The organism is Shewanella sp. MEBiC00475, from assembly GCF_005234075.1.
Lineage (GTDB): Bacteria > Pseudomonadota > Gammaproteobacteria > Enterobacterales > Shewanellaceae > Shewanella > Shewanella polaris.
Genome location: NZ_CP039928.1, coordinates 1,733,268 through 1,757,660 on the forward strand (window position 1 = coordinate 1,733,268; position 24,393 = coordinate 1,757,660).

The window sequence follows — 24,393 nt, forward strand, 5'->3', positions numbered from 1 at the left end:
AAAGCTCCATAAAGGAGCTTTATTAAACAACATTAGCAGATAAAGTAACCTATGGAGCGACACGCTCAATACGTTTTACCCAACCTGTTGGTGCAGGAATGTTACCTTTCTGTAGGTCAGTAAAGACTTTATAAATCCGTTGGATATTAGGTCCAATTTTGCCATCACCCACGGTAATAATACGTCCATCTTCAAAAATATATGAACTCACAGGAGACACTACAGCTGCAGTACCAAAACCACCCGCTTCAATAATTTCACCAGATTCAATGTCCGCAATAAACTTATCCAACATCACCGTTTCTTGTCTTACTTCACAGCCTAATAAATCACCTAATTCAAGCATAGATTGAGAAGTAATTGATTTTAAAATGGTATCGGTGAATGTAGGAATAATCACAGTGCCGTCTTTTAAAATATGGAAATGATTCATTGCACCCGCTTCTTCAATTTGGGTGTTAGTAGAATCAAGATATAGCACTTGTGAGGCACCATATTCCGCTGCAGCTTTGCCTGCACGTAAAGATGCAGCATAGTTACCAGAAGCCTTAGATGCGCCTGTACCACCTGACACTGCACGGTGAAATTTTGTGGTGATCAATAAACGGATGCCACTGTCGACACCTGTAGCATAATAAGCACCAGATGGGCTTAACATGACACAGAAAGTGTATTGCTGACTTGGACTAACCGACAAACGATCTTCTGTAGCAAAAATAAATGGACGAATATACAAACAGGCACCATCTTGTTGCGGAAACCACAAACGGTCCACGTCAATAAGGGTATTAATAGCCTTCACTTGCATTGCTTCATCAATATTGGGAATACACACAATATCGGCAGAACGGTTCATCCGTTCGGCATTTTTGTTTAAACGGAAAGTATAAATCTCGCCATCTTCGTGCATAAAGGCTTTTGCGCCTTCAAATATTGATTGTCCATAATGTAACGTCATTGCACCTGGCGCCATTTCAAACGGACCATAAGGTACAATGCGCGGATCGCACCACTGACCATCACGATAATCCATCAAAAACATATGGTCAGTACGCAACTTACCGAAACCTACGTTGCCTTCAGGCTTGAAGGGTTCTGTACGGCGCTCTGACGCTGATTTCAAATTATATTTTATGTCCATTGCATACCACCTTAAAAACTGAGCTTGCAGACTATGGAGGCTTGAGATTAATGTCAAGTCGAAGCCATAAATCCTAAATCAAATTACGTAAAATGAACGTAACAAGCATCAATATATTTATTCATACAGCAACAGACAAACTGTCAGTGCATATCTCATTCTATCACTCGCTAATCGCAACCAATCAATGACTCTAATGTAACTAAACATGATTAGCCATGAATGGCTAACTTGCCATTGCTGCAATTACTGATATTTCAACTAAGTATTCAGGCTCGGCAATTGCTGTTTGCACACAAGCTCTTGCAGGGGCATGCCCTTTAGGTAACCAGTTGTCCCACACTTTATTCATAGCATCGTAATCGGCCATGTCTTTAAGGTAAATAGTGGCTGATAAAATATTTTCTCGTCGGCTTCCCGCTTGTGTAAGTAGAGTATCAACTTCTTCGTGCATCGACACAGTTTGGCTATTGATGTCGGTTAATTTGTCTTTTGCGACTTGGGCCACTCAAATAAACGTTATTATTGTGGATCACTATACTGCTCATACGAATGCCAACATCGAGTCTGCGGATTGTCATAGAAAGGTCTTTGTTGCCTTGGTTAGCAGATAAAAATAGCGCGATCTCAGATAAAGTACAATATCGAACGATTTATTGAATATATTTTAGCCACTTAGTTTTAAAGGCTATTCCTATAGGCCTTGTCACTGCTAGAATCGGGGTTCCATCCAGAAACGTATAGGACTGCCCCCATGAGCTTTGAATTATTGTCCCAACTGGAAACCAAAATCCAGGCAACACTTGAAAATATTGAGCTACTAAAAATGGAGCTTGATGAAGAGAAGCAAAAGAATGAAGCGTTGATATTAGAACAACAAGAATTGGCACAAAAAAACCAACAATTGCAGCAAGACCTAGACTCTTGGAGTGATAAGGTCAACGGCCTTGTTGGTTTATTGAATAACGAAATCTAAATGGATTGATACTGCTGCGATTGCGCTTCAATCAAGGCATTTAATTCACTGATCGCCTGCTTCACATGTGGCAGGCTTTTTTTCGTCTGTAAAAAGCGGCCTTTATCAAACTCAAGCAGTCCTAAGTCTTTTACCCAAATAACTCCACTCAAAAAAATTCGAGCATGCTTAACGATAAGTTTAGGGGCATAAACAGGGAACATTCTCATACGGCTTCCTCCAAGAAGATAACATCCACAACATGCATGGAATAGTTAACGATAAGCCGCGTGTAACCTAAATATACAAACGCCACAGCAAACTACTATCCACTTTTATTAAACGATAAACACAGTTTTATACTTGTCAAATTGGACAGCTTGCAGCCAAAAGAGTTTCATTAATTGATGATTATTTATTGCCCTACTAAATCAAATATTATAAATCGGCACTTTAATGTCACTTGCCAATATTTTGACGCCATGTTAATATCTTTACTGTTACTCAGGGTAAAAAAGAGTTATTTAACTCATCTCCGTATTGTCTTTTATAGGCATGCGGTTTTTTTTTGCCTTTTCACCGTTCAAGCCATCTTCTCGTAAATATGTCTCTTATACCATTTCCATTAATTATGTGACCAATCAGAGTCGCTCAGACTGTTCAGTTTGAGGCGCATTGTTGAAACAATGGTTATTCCCTTTTAAAGCAATGCAACAAAAAAATGGACTGTCTGAGCGTCTCCTGCAAGGCGGGTTTCTGTGCCTTCTATGCTGCTTAATAGCATTTTGACGTACGACGGCATGGATGCAGGAGGTAGAGCAACGCAGGAGCAGTTGCCGAGAGCAACTATGCCTACAATCCTATTACTTGCCTAGAAGGCACAGAATTCCCGCTGAATGACCAGATAATTAGTGGAATTGGTATTAGTTAGGCAACAAAAAAGGAGCCGAAGCTCCTTATTTACATAACCCATCGGTAGTGGATTACTTTTTATCTATTGATGTTAAGTAAAATGCGATATCAATTAACTCATCATAAGATTTAATAGAGCTGGTTTCGACGCGGTATTTACCGTTAACAACTAATGAAGGAACACCTGAAATTTTAGCATTTTCAGTATCACGCTTCATTTTTGCCATTTGTGCATTAACCATAAACGAGCTAGCTGCTGCATCATAAGCTTTAGCGTCGACACCATTAGCAATGAATAATGATCTGATATCGTCTGCACGTGTAAATTGTTGACGCTTATCGTGGATAGCGCTAAATAATGCAGGTTCAATTTTGTCTTTAACATTAAGTTGTTCTGCAATTGCAAAAGCACGAGACATTTCAATGCCCATTTGGCGGCCAATAAACTCTACGTGAGCTTGATTAAATTCGACACCTTCTGGCAAGTTCGCTTCAATTTTTGGCACAACTGTTTTAGAAAAATTAAAACAATGTGGACAAAAGAATGAGAAAAACTCAGTAATCTCTGGCTTGGCTGTTCCTGGGCCTTCATTAATCACAGTGTAATGTACACCTTCTTTATAATCAGCAGCCATCGCCACCATAGGTGCCAGTAGTAGTGCTACGGCCATCAGTAATGCTTTTTTCATTTTACTTCCTTAAATAGGCAAAATATAAATACGCTGGCTCTATCATAGTCTAGCGATAGCCTGTAACTCAATATCTAGCTAATTGTATTTGTAACTAAATACTATTAGGTAGTGATTATGAAATATTGTTAATTAAAACTGGATAAACTTAATGGTGGTTCATTCAGCGCAGAGAGCTGTTCTTTAAACGCCAACGTTTGTTGTTCCCAGTACTTAATATCACCAAACCATGGAAAATTCATGGGAAATGCAGGGTCCTTCCAGCGCTTGGCTAACCACGCATTATAATGCACCATCCTAAATGCCCTTAATGGCTCAATTAATGCCAACTGTTTAGCATCAAAATCACAGAACTCTTGATATCCTTCTAACAAAATATCAATTTGTAATAATTGTTGCTGGCGATCACCCGTCAACATCATCCACAAATCTTGTACTGCCGGACCTTGCTTGGCATCGTCTAAATCAACAAAACCTGGGCCATCGGGTGTCCATAAAATATTACTAGGGTGTAAGTCTCCGTGCAGACGTATCGAAGTAAAGCTGTGTTGCTGCCAAATTTGTTTCGCTTTATCCAACACCTGTTCAACAACGGTAAAAAATGCATCTTGCATCGAACTGGAAACCATACCACTTTCACGTAAATAGCGATAAGGCTCATCACCCAAAATAGCAGGTGTGAGATGTTCACGATACACGAAAGGCTGTCTTGCACCATATTGATGAATACGGCCAATAAAGCGACCAACCGATTCAAGTTGCTCTAAATTATCAACTTCAAATGCACGTCCACCAATAGAAGGAAATAACCCAAAACGATACCCTTGATATTCAAATAAGGTTTTACCCTCAATAACAACCGGAACCGCCATTGGTATCTCTTCAGCAGCCAGTGCCAAGGCATAAGCATGCTCTTCTTGAATTTGTTCATTGCTCCAGCGATGTGGTCGATAAAACTTCACCACATAGCGAATACCTTGGTCTGAACGGAATTGATACACCCTATTTTCATAACTATTTAATGCTAATAATCCCGTCTCAGGAAAGACACCGATGCTTTCGATGGCATCTAAAATGAGATCGGGTCTCAATGCCTGAAAATGAAACTCTGCGTCAGTACCGTTATCCATGTATGCCTTATTACGTCGTTTGAATATGTGGAGTCAGTAGCGTTAACAAAAACGCTAATACGTCTAAATCATTGGGATTATCAATGGAGATCCAACAACTATCACCATAAAATTCGTAATGTAACCATAAAGGGCAACCTTCAAAATTCAGTAACCATTGATGCCGATCTGCACCCCATTGGCGTTCACGAATTTCGCAGTCGAGTGCAGCGGCTAATGGTTCTGCAAATTGTTCAAATTGCTCAAAATCTACCTCTGCTTGTATAACCAAACTTAATGTTTGTGGATCTAATCGGGCTGACAATAAATTCATAAATTGACTCAGATAAAATAATTCAATTAACTGCTGCAAGACATAATTAAACCTTGCCCCCAATCTGGTGGGCGTTTGGCAAGGTCTTCCATCTCAGGTTGTTCATCATATGGACGACTTAACACTTGCTGGAGTTGTAATAACTTACTGTTATCACCGTTTTCTTCTATGTCGATAATGGCTTCTTGCGCCAGATAATTACGCAAAATGTATTTTGGATTGACACTTTTACGCTCACTTTGCCATACATTGACATCCGCCACCTTACCCATCCGGTCTTGATAAGCTTGATACCAAGTATCAAAACCAGCAAGGTCGACCATACTGTCACGTAAAACAGAATGTGAACTATTAGGGTCCAACTGGCCAAAGTTGCGTAAACTATTGCTGTAATCAAGCTGATTACTTTCAAGCAATACGGTTAATTGCCCAACCAAATGCAAATCCTGCTTATTTAGCTCAGCTTGGGCTGCTTCACTGAGTCCATTTGCATTGATGTTTGGTTGCGATAGCCCCAACTTAGCGCGCATAAGCAATAAATACTGCTTAACCAACTCGTCTTGATAAGTATTTAACGCAGCAATTAAATCGTCAGACTCAATAATTGGCGTTAATACTTGGGCCAAACACTTGAGGTTCCATAATCCGACTCCCGGTTGCTGACCAAATGCATAGCGGCCTTCATGATCAGAATGATTGCAAATAAAGCCTTCTTTAAATGTATCTAAAAATGAAAAGGGGCCAAAATCAAATGTATCACCTAAAATCGACATATTGTCGGTATTCATCACCCCATGAGCAAACCCGACAGATTGCCAATGGGCAATCATTATTGCGGTCGATTTCACCACCTCATAAAACCATTGTATATACCCTGCTGCATCTGTCGATAAATGGGGGTAATGTTGTTCGATAGTAAAATTAATCAATTGTGTCAGCTTGCCAGCATCACCTTTTTCACTATGAAAAAAATATTCAAAATGGCCAAAACGAATATGACTTTTGGCTAAACGGACTGTAATTGCAGCAGTTTCTTGGCTTTCGCGCCACACCGGCAAATCAGAACCAATGACGGCTAAAGCACGGCTGGTAGGTACGTTTAACGCAGCCAGCGCTTCTGACACTAAAAACTCCCGAACCGCCGAGCGCATTACCGCTCTGCCATCACCTTGGCGAGAATACGGTGTAGGCCCGCCACCTTTTAACGCAACATCCCAAGCGCCATTTGGCCCAATGGCTTCACCTAATATAATTGAACGCCCATCACCTAATCTTGGGGTATAGCCGCCAAATTGATGACCACTATAAACTTGAGCATAATAACTCGCACCAGGAGCCGCATGGTTGGCCGACAATTGCATCAGCAATTCATCATTAGGCTGTTGCAAACCAATCAGTTGAGCAGCGTCCTCGCTCCAACCAAGCCAATGAGGATTACTGATGGGTAAAGGATAAACTTGCGAATAAAAGCCTTCTAATTGTTCAAAATAATCTTGCTTAAATTGCATCACGCTCCGCCCCTACGGCTAAGCTTTTACACTGCAATTGTTCCTGTTCGTCTACCTGACATAACTCACCGCACACAAAAGCTTGCTCTGCTGGCACTGATGACAATTGTAAGTGCAACATCCCCGCGCCCTTTGCTTGGCATTGCTCAAGAGAGTCGTAATAACCTGTTATGTGGTCTTGTACAGCAATCTCTGTTGGTAATGGTGTTTGATCTGCAACATAAAACAAGGTCCATTCTGGGGTGCGAATACAACCAGAAAGTGAAACTACAGCTGCAGAAATTAGCAATATTTTAATCAATGTACGAGTCATTAATGTCATTTTAAACCTTGTAATCGTAAGGGTCTGTTGACCTTTTCTGGTTGAATTTTGTTCGAGATAAAAACGTGTTAATCGAGGCGAGTGGATTGCTGCCTAGCAATCTAAGCAACTATCACTTCAAGAAGATGCACTCAACAAAGAGTAAAACGTTTTTAGCCGACCCTTCGGGCAGCGTTTGTTGGTCATTTTTACTGTATTATCGACTTTTTATGTAAAATAACTACACCACAAAGTCTCTGCCTTATAGCTCATGTTTAAGTAATGACCAACAATTCGCTGCAAAACCGACTTGAAAGATCAACAGACCCTATATCTTAAGCAACAAAAAAGCGAACCAAGGTCCGCTTTCCTTTTGAATATCATACCTGATATCCATCCAACAGTATTGATTAGCCTGTTAGTTAGCTTTAGCTTTGGCTTTTTCGATACGTTTAATTCGCCCTTCAAACCCAGTGACAGTGCCGTCGGTTAACTGGTATTCAAGCGCTTGCTGGCAAACTTTAATCGCATCATCAAACTGACCAGCATCATTTAGCAAAGTCGATAACTGCATAAATACTGGCGATTTTATTTCATCAGTACTTTTTTGACTGACATATTGTTGATGTAATGCGCTATATAAGCCTAAATAGGTCAACTGCAATGCCGCACCATATTGGCAATAATCAGCCTGTTTACGCATTTTATAACAATGGTTTATCACACTGGCTAAGTCGCTGTGCTGGCTTTCAAGATCGCTAGCATTGTTAGCGGCGTCAACCTGTTGTAAAAAACTCTCACTGGCCCAATCACTTTCAACACGTCTAAGATTCAACGCTTGACCTTGATAAATTGGCTCTTTAACTGTTGATACACCAGCGACGCTTGCTTCAACGTTAGCCGTGTTTACTTCAACCTCTGAAATCGCATCTTTTACCACAGTTTCTGGTTCAGTAACCATTTCTGTTTGTGGACGATCAGACTCAGAGATTATTGCTGTTGTAGGTGCCTCAACGGATTCAGCAGTATGCTCTGCTACTACGTCATCTTCTGCGACTTTATCGATGACAGCATGCTCTGGATCTGCCACTGCAGTATCGTCAGCTACCATTGAAGGTTTAGCGATCTCATTAGATGATGAATGCGCTGCAGCATTGCTATCGGTTTTATCTTGTTCTTGTTTTGCCACCGCTTGAGTGCGTCTGTACAGATACAGAGCAATTGCAACCAATATGACAATTAAAATTACCTTCATTAGGCTTCACCTTGCTGATTATGTGCATAGCACATGATTTTATCTCACTCACAACAGTATTCGTCGTGAGGCAACGTAACGACATTCATACATAATAGTGCGTTGTTGTTTAAACGCTGTGCTTTTTTTAAGCACCGCCCATTATTATTTCAATGTACACTATAAAATCAAGTGTTTATCTATTTAAATCTGTAATAAGCCGTAGATCGCTCATCATTTATCCCTTGTTTGGATCATTTTTGCGATCCAAACCTCAGAAAAGTACGTTTTGTGTTTAAGTTCAAAGTTAAATAAGCTGAATTTGTCAGCTCATATTGCCAAGCTTACACTACTAATGTCCGACTATTTCACTAGGGTATTTAATCAGGAATAACACTATGGCCGATGTAGAATTATTAAGTGGTAAATTACTTTACGAATTTCAAACCATGCAAGCCATGGTCGAAATATATTGTAAAGCGCATCATCCCCTCAAACCATCCCATGGTGTTTGCCAGCAGTGTAGTGAATTTTTAAGCTATGCCAATACTCGCCTCGATCGTTGCCCCTACGGCCAAGACAAACCCACTTGCAATAAATGCCCTGTGCATTGTTACAAACCCCATATGAAAGAAAGAGCACGTGAAATAATGATGTATGCGGGGCCAAGAATGCTATTGCCTCATCCCATTTTTGCCATTAAGCATTTACTGGCAGAGCGTAAACCGGCACCGGGTTTACCACCGGAGAAAGCGTCAAACAGGCATTTACGTAAAGCTGAGCAAAGTTAGCAAGCAAAAACTATTCGGTTAGCAGGAAGTAGGTTAGTATTCACTATCGTCAAAGAGAGTGAAAATGAACCAATTTAACGATTTATTCATTCAAACATACTGGTGGCTCTCCTTACTAGGAGGCATTCATTGCCTTGGGGTAGGTTTGTATGTGCATTATATTTACCAAAGTACCACCCGCAGCCATAGCCTTCTGGCTGGAATATTTTTACTTATCGGTTGTTACTTCTTAACAGGTTTACTTACCCCAGAAACCACCCCAATCCCGATACATTTAACCCTAACACTGTTTATCCCGATCTATTTTTTATTAATGCCAATGCTGTATTTATATTGTAAAAGCAGCCTAACAGGACAAGATTATCAACCACTGTTAATTAAACATTTTGGCTTTGCCATTATCGTTGCATTAGTCACCAGTTCAACTGTTTTATTTCATATTGGTATTGATCCAAAAGCCTCAAGTAACACCATTGGGACACTCGATAAATTAAGCAGTATTAATCTATTAGCCATGATCTTACCCATATTATTAATGCTACAAACTGTTGGCTATTTCTGGGCGATTTATCGTTTATTATCCCACTACCGCCCTCAATATTTGGCCAAAAGGCAACTTAACTTACAAGTGATTCGATTTCGTTGGTTAAGTGTACTCACCATAGGTATTCTGATTAATTGGGTACTGCGGATTATATTGGTTTATTTACCATTTTACTTAGGTGACTCTGTTTCATTATTAACCCAAGGAGTTACCCGTTTAACGCTTTTACTGACCGTATACATATTTGCACTATATGGTATCCAGCAAGTCACGCGAACCGCCTATTTACGTGGAGGTCTCAACGCCAGCGACAAAACTACAGCGCCCCACAAAACACTCAACACTAACTCGTTACTAAACGATGAAGAAATGAGTTATTTGCAAGATTTAATGGTAGATGATGAGCACGATACAAGCGATAACGTAACCGAAACCAAAGACCACTCAAAAAAGTAACTCGCACCTATTTTGCATTCGCAGACAGCAACCAATAACACCCTGACACACAGCAAGTATAAATGTTTATTCATTAGTGCCATTTAAGGGGTATGCTACTCTATGGTGAGTTTTTACCATGACAACTTAGTCAATGAGGTTATTTATGAAACGTTCAATTAGCTTAGTTTTTTCCAGTGTTCTCGTGTTATTTAGCTTCGCTTTTTCAGTTCCAAGTTTTGCTAGCGATGAAGCTTACAACGACGCTATTACTAATTTCAAAAAGGCCGATGAAAGCCGGAGTTTATTTAATACGGCTTATGGTTATGCGATCTTCCCCAGCGTAGCCAAAGGCGGTATCGGTATTGGAGCCGCATATGGTAATGGTCGCGTATTCCAAGGCGATAATTACATGGGTGATTCCACGTTAACCCAGCTATCTATCGGTTTTCAATTAGGTGGACAAGCTTATAGTGAAATCATCTTCTTTAAAGATGCCAAAGCTTATAATGATTTCACCAGCGGTAGCTTTGAATTTAGCGCGCAAGCATCAGCAGTGGCAATTAATCTTGGCGCAAATGCTCAAGTAGGTACCACAGGTAATTCAGCTGGTGCAGGCCAAGCAGGCAGTAATCATGCCGCCGCCGCAGCCTATATCAATGGTATGGCGATATTTACCGCCGCAAAGGGTGGGCTAATGTTTGAAGCCGCTCTTGCAGGTCAGTCGTTTACCTTTGATGGTAAGTAACCACTGCTAGTTTGTATTTATGGCCTGCGGCCACTAACGTCGTGGTGCTTCGCCCACACCAGACATTTAAGAACGCAAGGTTCCACCCTGCACGGGCCAAAAGGGGATCAACAGCAATCCCCTCTTGGATCACCCCTGCCGTTCCGGCAACATTTTCGCTATTTAACCAAACAACAGCAGCGAAAAAATTGCGACGGAAATTTATCCAGCTTTTGGCTTCATTTTAGTGTTCCTCGGTCTTATTCGAAAATGCTAACGCTTTCGATGGTACATCTGATGTGAATGGATTCACGAATGTCGTGATGGCATGGTCTATGATGTTCCCGACATCATAATGACATTTCCCATATCCATATGGGTCTGATGCAAAAGAGCGACCTGTACCGCGAAAGCTAGCCCGTCATGCATGGCTAGCTCACGCATTCTTTTATAAAAAGTCTTCAACGGCCTCAAGTTCAGAGTTGAATTTAGGCATTTTCAATCATGGCTTCTGACTCACTTATGGACAGAAACGTTTTAGAAAATCCAGTGTTTCAATTTACTTTTCATAAAGTTTACCCTGACCCCACTAAATTTGACCCCACTAAATTCTAGCGGGAAATGAGCGCATCAAAAGCAACGACAAGAGTGAGAATGTTGTACAGAAAACTAGGGGCACAAAGCCTTCGGTGAGCAGAGTATTATCTTAACTCACCGGGAGCGTCCATATATGGCTAGTTTTTTCGTTGGTTTAACAAAGGCTGTCTAGGTTGTTTTACGCCGGTAACCAGTCGGTCTATTTCATGGAACATAAGGTTTGGGGAGCGACGACCGCAATGTTAGAACAGTTGATTCATCAGCTAGGTTTTGGCTCGGCGAGTAATCAGCTAAAGTAGTCTAACTCTATTGTGGCAATCTCCTTTCCCGCACCCACTACTATTGTTATCTCCTGCACATGGCGCTTCAAAAGCTCCTGATCAAGTAAGAAATATTCTAACTAGCTAACAAAAAAACCGTTTTTGTAGAGGTACAATAATTGGAAATATCCCCTGCGTTATGGAAATCACAGATGTCGTCTATTTATCAACAGTTACTCACTACAGCACCAACCGATCTACCACCAATCAAAGCAATCCACATTTGCCACGAAGAAAATAACCCAAGTGCCAAGTTTGGGGTTGTCGAATTAGAAGGCGGTACCATTGGCCTAACCTACGTAAAATTGGGCAACGCGTTTGAGCAGTTACAAAATGAATCGCTATACAGTGATTACATTGGTAAAGCAGTAACGGATTTAGCCCAATTAAGCGTGCTGCAACAAGATTGGCAGCAAGTGCTTGGCGCCGGAGCGCTTAATGCCATTAGCCAATATGTACTCAAACAACGTGGCTTTAACTACCACAACGAAGAAGACAGTTTAGAGCTGCTAGATATTCAACCTGGTGAGCGCGTTGGTATGGTTGGCTACTTCGCCCCGCTTATAGCCCAACTCCGCGAACAACAAACCCCTTTAACGGTGATCGAGCTGCGGGCTGAATTGGTTCAGGCCAAAGGCAATTTTGAAGTAACCACAGATCCAAGCAAATTGGCGCAATGCGATAAGGTACTTATTACTGGCACCAGCGTAATCAACAACACCCTAGAAGGCTTGCTAACGCATTGCCATAAAGCCCAAGAGATCGCACTGGTGGGCCCAAGCGTTGGCCTGTTGCCAGAGGTACTATTTGAACATGGCATCACTCGCATCGGTGGCCGCGCAGTAATAAACAGTGAACTGTTCCTTGAGCGTTGGAAAAGTGGCGAGAAGTGGAAAGAGTCCGTTACTCGTTACTCTTTGAGAAACAGCGACTACAAATAATTTCTCATATTAAGGGCGAGACATAACCGTGCGCCCTTTCATCCACCTATATAATCAGAAAAACCACGCCCATTTGTGGTGACAAAATCAGCAAACAAGCTTAACAGCGCTATGCTTGAGCTGTTCCATAAGCGGTTATCGTCAGTTTCTCTGAGACAGGCTAGTAACTGCCGGTGAGAATAACAATAGGATAAACCTATCAAAAACCTATTTATATCCCCAAGGCACTGGTGGTAACGCTACCGGTTGGGTTAAATCAAACTCGACTTTAAAGTCGCGATCCTCTCTGGTTAAACGATAAGTAAACCGATGGGCTTCAATCATCATCTGCCACTCGTTAGTAACCGATTGAGTTAAGCCATGTTGCTTAAAGTTGGCAATGGATTCGTCATCAACAGGAAAAGTCTGCATATTTGCAGTACCAGTATCGCGGGTATCGCCACCATACATAGTCACTTTATCTTCGCTACCATCTTTATGGCGATGATCATGCTTTAAACGCAGCCCAGTATCTGTTTGAGTGATAATCCACGTACGCGAATGATCTGCACCCACATGAAATGGGATTTTCAACTGCTTATCTGTACATTCTCGCACATGCATAACTAATGGTTTGCCACTAAAACCATCACCTTCAGCTCCACCAGCTGTGATTTTACCGGCAAAAGCTTTACCACAAAGCGCACTAATCGCTTCAAAAAATTGTTGTTGCTGTACCGAATTAGCAGCATAACTTGGGGTTGCCAATAACATACCGCCACACATTAACGCACTGCTGAAGTAACCACTTAGTCTAGACATTTTAGCCATGATGCTCATTCCTTGCTTATCATTTTTATTCAACACAGAGTACACGCTTTAGATAAACTAAACCCGCATAAATGCGGGTTTAGTTAACTCAAGTCTATAAAGGCAACCTGACTACTTTGCGTATTTCGATTTGGTTGCCCAACCCGTTTTTGCAGAATGTTTAGCGCCTTGGCTTTTGGGAGTTTGCCCTTTTGCCGCTTGGCCCGAAGCCTTAGACGAAGACTTACTGTTTTGCCCTGCAGGTTTGGCGTTGCCTTTATCTGCTTTAGTACCGCCTTTACGGTCTTCAAACTGATCGGCAGAAAAACGGGTCATTGCTTTTTGGCCGCTTTGCTCTTTTGTTTTAGCCAATGGCTTTTGGCCCCACTTCACTTTAGTTTGCTCGTTACGGGTTTCTGGTGGCACCAAATGATTTGGACCATTACCAATTAACGACTCTTTACCCATGGCCACTAAGGCTTCACGGATCATCGGCCAACCCATTGGGTCGTGGTAACGCAATAAGAATTTATGCAATTTACGCTGACGGCCTTTTTTCGGCACCGTCACGTGCTCACTATCATGCTTAACGTTTTTCAATGAGTTAAGTTCGGTATGATAAATCGTGGTCGCATTGGCCATCGGAGATGGATAAAAGTTTTGCACTTGGTCGAGCTTAAATTTCTGCCCTTTTAACCATAATGCCAAATTAACCATGTCTTCGTCGGTGGTACCTGGATGCGCCGAAATAAAGTACGGAATTAAAAACTGTTCTTTACCCGCTTCTTTAGAAAATTTATCAAACAATTCTTTAAACTTGTCATAGGTTCCCATACCTGGCTTCATCATTTTACTGAGAGGACCTTCTTCGGTATGTTCTGGGGCAATTTTTAAATAACCACCCACATGATGCTTAGCTAACTCTCTAATATATTCAGGGTTTTCAATAGCTAAATCGTAACGAACCCCCGATGCAATTAAGACCTTTTTAATACCTGGCACTTCACGTGCGGCTTTATATAAGTCGATGGTGTGTTTATGATCTGTACCTAAATGGCCACAAATAGACGGATACACACACGATAAACGTCGGCAGGTTTTCTCTGCTTTCACGCTGGTACAGCCTAAACGGTACATGTTTGCCGTTGGGCCGCCTAAGTCAGAAATAACCCCTGTAAAGCCTGGTACTTTTTCTTGAATATCTTTAATTTCTTTGATGATCGACTCTTGCGAGCGACTTTGAATAATGCGTCCTTCATGCTCGGTAATCGAACAGAATGAACAGCCACCAAAACAACCACGCATGATATTGATTGATGTTTTAATCATATCGTAGGCTGGAATTTTTTCTTGGCCATACATAGGGTGTGGAATGCGTTGATAAGGCAAATCGAATACTGCATCCATTTCATCAGTGTTTAATGGCCAAGCCGGTGGATTGACCCATACCCCACGGTTAGCATCATGTGGTTGAAACAGCGCACGGGCACAACCCGGGTTTTGCTCTTGGTGCAAAATACGCGAGGCATGGGCATACAAATACTTGTCTTCGCTGACCTTGTTATAGGCAGGAAGCAGCACATAGGTTTTTTCCCATGGCTTTGGACGAGGCGGTTGAACGCTAATGGCTTTAGGAGCCTCGTTATCAAAAATCTTTTCGTCTGTTGGACCTGATAAATTACTGCAACCAACGTCATCTGCACCATATGGACTAGGTAATGGCTCAATTTTATGTAATTGGTCTATTTTACGCGAATCCATACCACGCCAACCGGGCATAGGCTCTTTCCGCATTGTTGCGGTACCACGAACATCATCAATATCGCTAATGGCTTCACCCGCTGCAATACGGCGTGCCACTTCCATTAATGGTCGTTCAGCATTACCGTAAATTAAGATATCTGCTTTAGCGTCAAAAATCACACTGCGACGGACTTTATCAGACCAATAATCATAATGTGCAATGCGACGTAAGCTAGCTTCAATGCCACCAATCACCACAGGGACTTCTTTAAAAGCTTCTTTACAGCGCTGGGTATAAACGGTCACGGCACGGTCTGGGCGTTTGCCACCAATATCACCCGCGGTGTATGCATCGTCATGACGTAGCTTACGGTCAGCGGTGTAACGGTTAATCATCGAATCCATGTTGCCAGCGGTTACCCCAAAAAATAAATTTGGGCGACCTAGCTGCATAAAGTCTTCTTTGTTTGACCAATCAGGCTGTGAAATAATCCCCACTCGGTAACCTTGGGCTTCTAACATTCGCCCAATCACTGCCATGCCAAAACTAGGGTGATCAACATACGCGTCGCCAGTCACGACAATAATATCGCAGCTATCCCAACCTAAAATATCCATCTCTTTACGAGACATGGGTAAGAAAGGTGCTGTTCCGTAGCATTCAGCCCAAAACTTTGGATAATTAAATAACGTTGACTCAACTTGCATGTATATGACCTACATAAATGGGGAAAACCAGTCTCGCTGATCCGATGACAACATCAGCCTATAGCTGAATTTAACGGACGCGGAGTATAGCAGTACAGAGACACTAAGTGTGACTAAAAAAACACCACAAGTGAAATATTTTTATCCCTATATACCCTTATATAAAAAGCGGGAACATTGCTATTCCCTTATGATTTCAATGTTATAACCCAAGAAAGAAGCCAACATTAGCAACAGCTAAGGTTAATAATACAATCCAAGTAATTAACACACCGTAAAAACGACCAAAATGAAGACCTCCTTGACCTTGATTAAGTCCGATAGCATGCAATAAGCGCGCAACAATCCAAGCTGTGCCTAAGCAATGGATTAAGTACAGCGGCATACCGTTTAATTCTGCAAGCATCAATAAAATCAATACTATTGGGGCATTTTCAACTAAATTACCATGAGCTCTTATGGCAATGGTCAATCCTTGATGGCCGCCATCACCAATCCCTATTTTATTTGCACGACGAAATTTAACCACTTTGTAAGATAATGCTAGAACCAACAACGCCGTTAAGCCTGCATATAAACCCGATACCATCAATGTCATGTGTTATTCCTTGAGTCGACTATATTATTGTTTTAATAAGTTGATGTTATTTTGGATCAGTTTGGCTGTAAACACACGCCTTAATCGGTTAATATTCGCGCCAAAATAACTACCTTACCTTAACAAAAGTGACCATAGCCCAGTGGATAATCAGGATTTTTTAGAAAAACGCCGATTTATTATAAAGTTAGGAAAATACCTACATAAATTCGGTACTCCGGCGTATCGCTTAGAATCCCACTTACAAACCGTATCAACCACTCTGGGCATTGAAGGATATTTTTTAATATCACCAACATCGATGACATTTGTCCTCCAACATGACACTGAGCAAGAATACAATCACGTCGCACGCGTAAAACCAGGCGACTTAGATTTAGGCTCGTTAGCGCGTACTTTCGAGCTTGTAGAAGAACTCTGCTCTGGACAACGCACCTTACAAGAAGCCCTAGAACGCTTAGAAGAAATTGCCAATAAACCCAACCCCTATGGACATAAACTCACATTACTTGCCTTTGGTACCAGCGCGGGTGGTTTTGCGATGTTAATGGGCACTGGTTGGCATGATGTTTTTTGGTCTGCTCTTTTAGGCTTACTGGTATACGGCTTAGTTTTTTGGGCTGAACGCTCAAAACGAATAGCCGAAATGCTCGAACCTATGGCCGCGGTAGTGTGCGCGATTTTAGCGTCGGGGATTGCCACCCTAGACCCTAGTGTCAATTTACCGGTCACCATTTTGTCTGGGATTATTATCTTTGTTCCCGGCCTAGCACTTACACTAGGGTTAGCCGAGCTTGCTGCCCGAGATTTAATCTCTGGTACGGCACGCATTATGGATGCGGTGATGCAGCTGTTTAAATTGTATTTTGGCGCAGTACTTGGCATGACCGTTGGCAAAGCCATTTTTGGCGACGTTACTTATATTGACCCCATTCCACTACCTCGTTGGGCTATTTGGTCTGCTGTTCCCATATTATCTATGTCATTGGTGATTATTTTTAAGGCCCGTTTAAAAGACTCACCTTGGGGCGTATTTGCCGGCATTGTGGCATTTTTCTCTGCGATGCTCGGGGGATTTATTTAGGCGAATCTATTGGTATTTTTGTTGGAGCATTAGCGGTGGGAATTTATTCAAACCTTTATGCCCGTTGGATGAAAGCACCTGCATCCATTGCGCTACTACAAGGTATTGTTATTTTAGTGCCTGGCAGCAAAACCTATATTGGGTTAAATGCACTAATTTCTGGCGAAACCATGCTTAATCAAGCCCATTTAGGCTCCCAGATATTTCTTATTTTCATGTCATTAATTGCTGGGCTTATATTTGCTAACGTAGTGGTTCCGCCAAGACGCTCATTATAATCTCATCAGCACTATCAATTTAATCATACTTCTTATAAGGGCTGCATTTAATGCAGCCCTTATACTTTCTGATGTTGATTTAGTCTAAATAACCTAAATACTTGACTCTTTAACGATTCCAGTGTGTTATTAAGTGAAACCCCAACGCAAAGGCACCATTCCAATAACGCTAAATTAACATGTGTATTTCCTTAAAAATTATAACAAAAACAATAATAAGGACGAATTTATGCCAACAGTCTTACTGTCAGCTTGTTTTTTCGTCATCTTGCTTTTTCACACTAGCGTTAGCGCTAATGATGACGCTGCAGTAAGTCAATCTGAACCGTCAACTGTGAACAAACATGATGTCGATAGCGTTGCTAATATCGTCATTGTCAGTCACCCCATTTTTGATGAATCAGCCCCAGATGCTATTTTTTTGCATCGCTGGGCAAACTATTTACACATCAACACTAAAGAATCGACCATTCTAAACAGCTTGAGCTTTGAAAAAGGCGACAAAATCACCACCAAAAATCTTCTCGAGGCCCAACGCCTATTACGTTATGAGTCTTACATTCGTGATGCCGAAATTAATATTGCCAGAAAAGACCCATTAGCAGCAGACAACGTTGAAGATGTGGTGTTAGTTGAAACGTGGGATAACTGGTCATTATTACCAACCGTAAGCCTGAGCAAAAATGGCGGTGACACTAAGTACTCGTTCGGAATTAAAGAAGATAATTTGCTGGGTTTAGGGGTACAAACAAAAATAAAATACCAATCCAGTGAGGACCGTACTGGGTATAAAATTGCATTTGATGCACCAATAAGATGGGTAAAGCACGGTAATATTTCGGTAGATTTTTATGACAATAGCGACGGCCAAACCTCGTCTCTAGCGTTTAATAAACCTTTTTACTCATTAGACACCAAAGACATGTATACCGCAGCATGGTTAACAGATACTCGAACAGACACCATAAGACAAAATGGCGAAGACATTAACGAGTTTGAACATATTATTGATTACGCCAACTTGGGTTTTGGTTGGTTAGTGGATAAGCAAGATGATCAATTGCAACGCATTAGCTTAGGTATCACTCAAGACCAACATCAATTCAATAATATCGCTGAATATCCAGAGTCGCAGTTACCCTACGACCGTGAGTTTATTTACCCGTGGATAAGCTACGAATACCTAGAAGACCAATTTACGGTATTGAATAACATCCACCTGATAAATAACAACGAAGATTTTAACTTAGGCTGGCGCCATGTTGTCACTCTAGGATTAGAACTCAACGATGTGGCTGACAGTACAGCGTTAGGTTATCACCTCAACTTATTAACCACTCGAGGTTGGCAACAAGACAATCAATTACTACTGATGAGTTTAACTGGTAGGACAGATATTCAAACTGGGCAACAAGATTTTTATAATATCGGTTTAGCGGCAGAATATTTTCATCAAATTAGCCCTAAATGGACCGCCTACTCCAAAGCCAGAATTGCCACCTCACACAATAATTATCTTGACCAAACATTTGCGCTGGGTGATGAAACCGGTATACGAGGTTACCCTAATGACTACCAGCATGGCGATAATCAGTGGTTACTGACCAGCGAAATTCGTTATTACCCAAATATCAATTTATACCAATTGGCTGAATTAGGTTGGGCGATATTTGCCGATATTGGCCAAGCAACTGGCGGCACAGATGAGCTAAACGAGGTTAATGGCCCCATTGCGAGTATTGGCATTGGCGCACGTGTTTACTCATCTAAATCCAGTTACGGCAACGTGGCACACATTGATGTTGCAGTGCCAATGACCACTGGTGATGATACCAATGCTTGGGAGTTTCGATTCCAAGTTAAAAATCACTTCTAAATCTACAGATCTTTGTTACTACAGTGCCAAACCAAAACTGCTAACGAGTAGATGACAAAGACGAAACTCTCCACACTTCCAAGCAAAAAGATGATTAATCTTCATTTGATTTAGTACACAAAAACAGGCATCTAATTAATGTAAAAAATGTAAATAATCTGTATTCATTAATGATAATGAATATCATTACATACCATTCATTGTTTATTAATCGGTATACTTATGTTATTCAAGCCTAGCCAATTGGCTATAGCGACTCACTGTGCATTATTTTTATTGGTACTCCCCGCAACTAATGCCAATGCAGAATCATCACCACAATCCACGGACAGTAATGCCTCAATGGAGCGCATGATTGTTACTGGTAGTCGCTCATCTGAGCGAATAGAGGAAGTTCCTTCTTCCGTCACGCTCATTGAGCAAGAAACCCTCGCGCGCGATATGCTTGTCACATCCGAATTACAAAACTTACTCGCATTTCGTGTTCCTGGCTTGGCGCCAAGCACTGGCACATCAAGTAACTCGGGACAAAATTTACGCGGTCGTGCTGCATTAGTCATGATTGACGGTGTGCCACAATCTACGCCATTACGAAATGGAAAATTAGGCATAAGCTCCATTGATGCGGGAGCCATTGAACGTATTGAGGTGATTAAAGGTGCAACCTCTATTTATGGCAATGGTGCTTCAGGCGGGATCATTAACTACATCACTAAACGAGCCAGCGAAGACAAAGCACGAGTTAATGTTGGAATTTCCAGTAAATTTAGCGCGATAAAGTTACAAGACAGTGCCGGTTATCGAGTGGATACTTCGATAGATGGTACGATTGACAATTTTAGCTATGTATTTAGTGCCATTACAGAAAAAACAGGCGTGGAGCGAGATGCAGAAGGCGACGCTATCGGATTAGTCTATGGCTTATCAGAAACTAAATCCAACAACTATTTTACTAAACTGGGCTATCAACTTGACGACGATAAGTCCATTCAACTGACTTATAACTACTATGAAGCCCAACAAAACTCAGACTATATTGATGTTGCAGGTAATGCTAACACCGGTGAAAAAACTTACGCGATAGAAAACACAACTGGGGTAGCAAAGCTTGGCGTACCTCAAGGGCCACGCGGTAATCATAATCTAATGTTAAAATACGTCGATCAAGAAGTATTCACTAACACCCAGTTAACCGTTGATGGTTATCTTCAAAAAATTGAAAATATGTTTTTCTTTTCAACGGCACTAGCTAACCTAAGCGAAGGTTACGAAGGGGGTCAATCATTCATCAAGTCAGAAAAGAAAGGCCTACGCGTTAACTTTGCTACCCAAGTTGATTGGGATAATGTTGAATCAACTTTTATTTACGGTATTGATGCGCTGCAAGACATCAGTTCACAACCTTTAGAAGACGGCCGAATTTGGGTGCCTGAAATGGATATGCGTAATTTAGCGGTTTATTTACAAACTAAGTTTGTTATTGCCGATGATTGGGTTTTTAAAGCTGGTATCCGCCAAGACAGTGTCGATTTAACTGTTGATGATTATAAAACCTTAAAACTATGTCGAACGCCAAGTACTTGCTCAGTACCTTTTGATGTCACTGGCGGCGAATTAACATATAACTCAACCACCTATAATATTGGTTTACGTTACAACATGAACGAGTTATTTAACCCGTTCATGAGCTTTTCCCAAGGTGCAGATATTTCAGATATTGGTCGTCTTTTACGAACCGCCACAGTCGATGATATTGCATTAATCCGCACCGAATCATCCATTGTCGATAACTATGAAATCGGTTTTTCTGGTCAACTTGGTGATTTAAATTATGAAATTGCCGCCTACCGAAGTAAATCAGAATTAGGCACAAGTAACAGCTTTGATGCAACAACAGGCATTTACTTACCCGTACGCGCACCACAAAAAATTTGGGGCTATGAAGCGCAATTCGACTACCGTGTATTTGATAACCTCAGTACCGGTTTAAGTTATAGTTGGATTGAAGGGAAAGACACTGAAACCGATACTTATATAGATGGTGGTACCATATCACCCCCTAAATTAACCGCTTATGTTAGTTGGCAACCCGTTGAAGAAGCTAGTATCGGGATTAACTACATGTATGTTGGTGACCGAGACCGATTTGACCCGATCGATGGCGAATATATTGGCTCTCAAGGACCTATAGCAAATTATAACGTCCTGAATCTAACTAGTAGCTATCAACTCAATAATTGGCAACTATCGCTAGGTGTAGAAAACTTACTCAATGAAGATTATTTTTCTGCACGAGCACAATCTTCTACTAATGCGAGTTACTATACCAAAGCACTGGGTACCACCATTAATCTGGGCGTTAAAGCCAGTTTTTAAACCCGTTGTGAAATAATAAAAAAGGGAATAAACAATTAATTGTTTACTCCCTTTTTTATTAAAGAAGACCTTATGGGTCTTCCGTTAATAGTCTTAAGTTAAAAGTGATGTGATACCTGTAATACCACTTCTCTTGGCGCACCAGGGAAATGACCATTACGTTCAGAAAAGCCACTTACTGCATATTCTTTATCAAACAGGTTTTTGACATTTAACTGAAATTGGGTCTCTTGCCAGGTTGTTGTCCAGCTCATATCAAATACAGTATAAGGTTTAACCTTTTGCGCATCCGCACTGACTTGCTCACTGACATAATCAGCACCAAATGCAATAGCAGACTGTAAACTGTCGATATCATAACGAGTCCATAAACCGGCTTGATGTCGTGGCGCGTTCACAAATTTACTGCCATCTGCATAGGTATCGCCAATATCACCTTCAGTGACTCTGGTATCGTTATAAGCATAGTTTGCCATAATGGTCCAATCGGCGGTGATATCACCAACTAGGGTAAATTCAACACCTTTACTTTCTACTTGACCTAAACTGATTAAGGCTGCGATACCATCATCGTCACCGGTATAGTCAGGATTATTCATGGCCACGTCTTTTTTGTTAATTTGATACACAGCAAGCGTGGTCATCATACTACCGTCAAACCACTGGTTTTTAATACCAACTTCAACCTGCTCACCTATTTCTGGTGATAAACCACCATCAGCACTGGACTCTTCTTGATCACCAATAGATGTCGGATTAAAACTTTCAGAATAATTCGCATAAAAAGAGGTATCTGGAGAATACTTGTAAACTATGCCGCCTCGAGGTGACACATGATGATCGCTATACTCAAAACCAGTCTCTTTATCAAAATCATTAAAGTGATCGTAACGTAAGCCTATCAGCAGCAGCCATTTATCACTTAAACTAATTTGATCTTGAGTATATAAACCCATACGTTCAGTTTTACCACCATCTCGGTTTTGATCGGTTAAGTTGTAATCAGCCGGATCGCTCTGACCATAATTCAGATCAAAAATATTGAGATTAGCGACGCCATCGGCTTCATAACGAGCACGCCAATAATCATATTCAGTATCCACATGATGGTAATCTGCACCAAATAGCAAAGTTTGCTCAATGGCACTGTCTAAACGATACACAAAATCGGAGGTCACGCTCATTTCTTTATTAGCACGATACTGCTTACGGTACTCGCGCTTAATGGTTTCATCGTCGACGTTGGCTTCACCGTCGCCATTGACATCTACCCAGCCTTGGGATTCGTGATAGCCTTGAACGCGTTCATTATCAAGGTAACGAACTGTGGTATTCATACTCAAAGCATCGCTAAAGTGATGTTGTAAATCAGCTTGTAATATTGTTGCTTCAAGGTTTTGATAATCAGATTTTTCATTGGCGTTGTAACTTGGATCAACCAAAAAATTACCATCATCATCAACCGGAACACCACGTAAACGATTACCGCCTAAGTCTTGCTTAATGTAATCAATCGAGGTTGTTAGTGTGGTGTCATCACCAAGTTGAAATAATAATCCACCCGTTAACTCGGTATTTTTAGAATCTGCATTATTTCGGAAACTGTCTTTTTGTTCATAAAAACCACCAAGGCGATAAGCAATATTGTCTGTTAAGCCACCTTTTGAGTCTATTGAGCCACCCATACGGTCGTTATCACCCGCAGTTAATGTTACCTCGGTGTCTTGGACAAAACTCGGCTTCTTGGTAACATAATTGATCATGCCACCCGGTTCGCCACCACCGTATAATGCTGCGGCAGGACCTTTTAGCACTTCAACGCGTTCTATATTGAATAACTGTGGTACGCCAAAACCAGAAAATGGATCGCCTCTGACACCATCATAAAAAACATTACTGTCATCTCTAAATCCACGAAACGTTACGCCCGAATAACTGTAGGCACTCACTCCTGCAATAGAACGATATAAATCGGTAATTTCACGTGCGGCTTGGTCAACAATCAACTGCTCATTCAACACCTGCACCGATTGTGGCAAATCCATTATATCGGTTTCGACTTTAGCACCAACCGAGGTCGATGATTCTCGGTAAAATGTCTGCGCTCGACCCATTACGGTTATTTTTTCAATCGATTCACTTGGAGCTTTTTCGGTACCTTGTTCATTAGCACTGACACTCAGTACAGGTAACAGCAGGCTTAATATCCCAATATTAATCACGTTCAAATGCATAACAGCTTACTCATTAACAACAGTAAAATTTGGCCGTAATATAACACTAAACACTAATGATAACCATTTGTATTTAAGGGTTTACATTTATTATGATTTTGTTAACGATACAAGCACTTTGTGTTGATGTTTATCGGAAAACTAATTAAATATAAATGAATTAGGGGAA

19 protein-coding genes and 2 pseudogenes are annotated in these 24,393 nt (G+C 41.2%); 8 read left to right on the plus strand and 13 right to left on the minus strand.

Annotated features, from left to right (window positions below; all coding sequences use genetic code 11):
- Nucleotides 1-49 precede the first annotated feature (49 nt).
- Both FCN25_RS07600 and FCN25_RS07605 read right to left on the minus strand, forming a co-directional pair.
- Nucleotides 50-1,141 (minus strand): branched-chain amino acid aminotransferase, encoded by a 1,092-nt coding sequence (locus FCN25_RS07600; protein WP_137223464.1) that lies wholly within the window; start codon nt 1,139-1,141, stop codon nt 50-52.
- Between the two features lie 226 nt (nt 1,142-1,367).
- Nucleotides 1,368-1,722, minus strand: a pseudogene (locus tag FCN25_RS07605) (RidA family protein).
- A gap of 173 nt (nt 1,723-1,895) precedes the next feature.
- Here FCN25_RS07605 and FCN25_RS07610 point away from each other — a divergent pair.
- On the plus strand, nt 1,896-2,117 hold the full coding sequence (locus FCN25_RS07610; RefSeq protein WP_137223466.1) for a cell division protein ZapB: 222 nt from the start codon (nt 1,896-1,898) through the stop codon (nt 2,115-2,117).
- On the opposite strand, the gene FCN25_RS07615 is transcribed toward FCN25_RS07610, so the two are convergent.
- The 7 genes from FCN25_RS07615 to FCN25_RS07650 form a co-directional block, all read right to left on the minus strand.
- Complete coding sequence (locus tag FCN25_RS07615; RefSeq protein ID WP_137223468.1) at nt 2,114-2,326, minus strand: DUF1107 domain-containing protein; 213 nt, start codon at nt 2,324-2,326, stop codon at nt 2,114-2,116. The genes FCN25_RS07610 and FCN25_RS07615 overlap by 4 nt on opposite strands.
- Nucleotides 2,327-3,079: 753 nt before the next feature.
- Nucleotides 3,080-3,697, minus strand: a complete 618-nt coding sequence (locus FCN25_RS07620; protein WP_137223470.1) for a thiol:disulfide interchange protein DsbA/DsbL — start codon at nt 3,695-3,697, stop codon at nt 3,080-3,082.
- A gap of 128 nt (nt 3,698-3,825) precedes the next feature.
- Nucleotides 3,826-4,827, minus strand: a complete 1,002-nt coding sequence (locus FCN25_RS07625) for a serine/threonine protein kinase (protein WP_137223472.1) — start codon at nt 4,825-4,827, stop codon at nt 3,826-3,828.
- A 10-nt stretch (nt 4,828-4,837) separates the two neighbouring features.
- Nucleotides 4,838-5,140 (minus strand): DUF3630 family protein, encoded by a 303-nt coding sequence (locus tag FCN25_RS07630; RefSeq protein WP_137223474.1) that lies wholly within the window; start codon nt 5,138-5,140, stop codon nt 4,838-4,840.
- A gap of 26 nt (nt 5,141-5,166) precedes the next feature.
- Nucleotides 5,167-6,648: a YdiU family protein gene (locus FCN25_RS07635; protein WP_137227358.1), complete on the minus strand. Its 1,482-nt coding sequence runs from the start codon at nt 6,646-6,648 to the stop codon at nt 5,167-5,169.
- Nucleotides 6,638-6,970, minus strand: coding sequence for a hypothetical protein (locus FCN25_RS07640; RefSeq protein WP_137223476.1), 333 nt, complete (start codon nt 6,968-6,970; stop codon nt 6,638-6,640). The genes FCN25_RS07635 and FCN25_RS07640 overlap by 11 nt, the downstream gene beginning before the upstream one ends.
- 397 nt (nt 6,971-7,367) lie before the next feature.
- Nucleotides 7,368-8,204 (minus strand): hypothetical protein, encoded by an 837-nt coding sequence (locus FCN25_RS07650; RefSeq protein ID WP_137223478.1) that lies wholly within the window; start codon nt 8,202-8,204, stop codon nt 7,368-7,370.
- Between the two features lie 377 nt (nt 8,205-8,581).
- On the opposite strand from FCN25_RS07650, the gene FCN25_RS07655 reads away from it, so the two are divergent.
- The 4 genes from FCN25_RS07655 to FCN25_RS07670 all read left to right on the plus strand — a co-directional run bounded on the left by FCN25_RS07655 (nt 8,582) and on the right by FCN25_RS07670 (nt 12,538).
- Nucleotides 8,582-8,974: a nitrous oxide-stimulated promoter family protein gene (locus FCN25_RS07655; RefSeq protein ID WP_137223480.1), complete on the plus strand. Its 393-nt coding sequence runs from the start codon at nt 8,582-8,584 to the stop codon at nt 8,972-8,974.
- 64 nt (nt 8,975-9,038) lie between these two features.
- A complete protein-coding gene (locus FCN25_RS07660; protein WP_137223482.1) occupies nt 9,039-9,974 on the plus strand; it encodes a hypothetical protein in 936 nt (311 codons plus the stop codon).
- A 145-nt stretch (nt 9,975-10,119) separates the two neighbouring features.
- Nucleotides 10,120-10,701, plus strand: coding sequence for a YSC84-related protein (locus tag FCN25_RS07665; RefSeq protein ID WP_137223485.1), 582 nt, complete (start codon nt 10,120-10,122; stop codon nt 10,699-10,701).
- 1,015 nt (nt 10,702-11,716) lie between these two features.
- Entirely contained in the window at nt 11,717-12,538 is an 822-nt protein-coding gene (locus FCN25_RS07670; protein ID WP_137223487.1) for a DUF364 domain-containing protein, read from the plus strand.
- 207 nt (nt 12,539-12,745) lie between these two features.
- Here the strand turns inward: FCN25_RS07670 and FCN25_RS07675 are convergent, their stop codons facing one another.
- From FCN25_RS07675 to FCN25_RS07685, 3 genes are all read right to left on the minus strand, one after another.
- The gene (locus FCN25_RS07675) at nt 12,746-13,291 is read right to left on the minus strand and encodes a hypothetical protein (RefSeq protein ID WP_254693766.1); all 546 of its coding nucleotides are present in this window, start codon (nt 13,289-13,291) and stop codon (nt 12,746-12,748) included.
- A gap of 168 nt (nt 13,292-13,459) precedes the next feature.
- Entirely contained in the window at nt 13,460-15,778 is a 2,319-nt protein-coding gene (locus tag FCN25_RS07680) for a YgiQ family radical SAM protein (RefSeq protein ID WP_137223489.1), read from the minus strand.
- A 202-nt stretch (nt 15,779-15,980) separates the two neighbouring features.
- Nucleotides 15,981-16,376, minus strand: a complete 396-nt coding sequence (locus FCN25_RS07685) for an MAPEG family protein (protein WP_137223491.1) — start codon at nt 16,374-16,376, stop codon at nt 15,981-15,983.
- 142 nt (nt 16,377-16,518) lie between these two features.
- Here FCN25_RS07685 and FCN25_RS07690 point away from each other — a divergent pair.
- The 3 genes and pseudogenes from FCN25_RS07690 to FCN25_RS07700 all read left to right on the plus strand — a co-directional run bounded on the left by FCN25_RS07690 (nt 16,519) and on the right by FCN25_RS07700 (nt 21,990).
- Nucleotides 16,519-17,738: pseudogene (locus FCN25_RS07690) on the plus strand (threonine/serine exporter ThrE family protein).
- A gap of 229 nt (nt 17,739-17,967) precedes the next feature.
- Nucleotides 17,968-19,614 (plus strand): ShlB/FhaC/HecB family hemolysin secretion/activation protein, encoded by a 1,647-nt coding sequence (locus FCN25_RS07695; protein WP_137223493.1) that lies wholly within the window; start codon nt 17,968-17,970, stop codon nt 19,612-19,614.
- Nucleotides 19,615-19,836: 222 nt separating this feature from the next.
- Nucleotides 19,837-21,990, plus strand: coding sequence for a TonB-dependent receptor (locus FCN25_RS07700; protein WP_137223495.1), 2,154 nt, complete (start codon nt 19,837-19,839; stop codon nt 21,988-21,990).
- Between the two features lie 98 nt (nt 21,991-22,088).
- Here FCN25_RS07700 and FCN25_RS07705 read toward each other — a convergent pair whose 3' ends face one another.
- Nucleotides 22,089-24,224, minus strand: coding sequence for a TonB-dependent siderophore receptor (locus tag FCN25_RS07705; protein WP_137223497.1), 2,136 nt, complete (start codon nt 24,222-24,224; stop codon nt 22,089-22,091).
- Between the last annotated feature and the right edge of the window lie 169 nt (nt 24,225-24,393).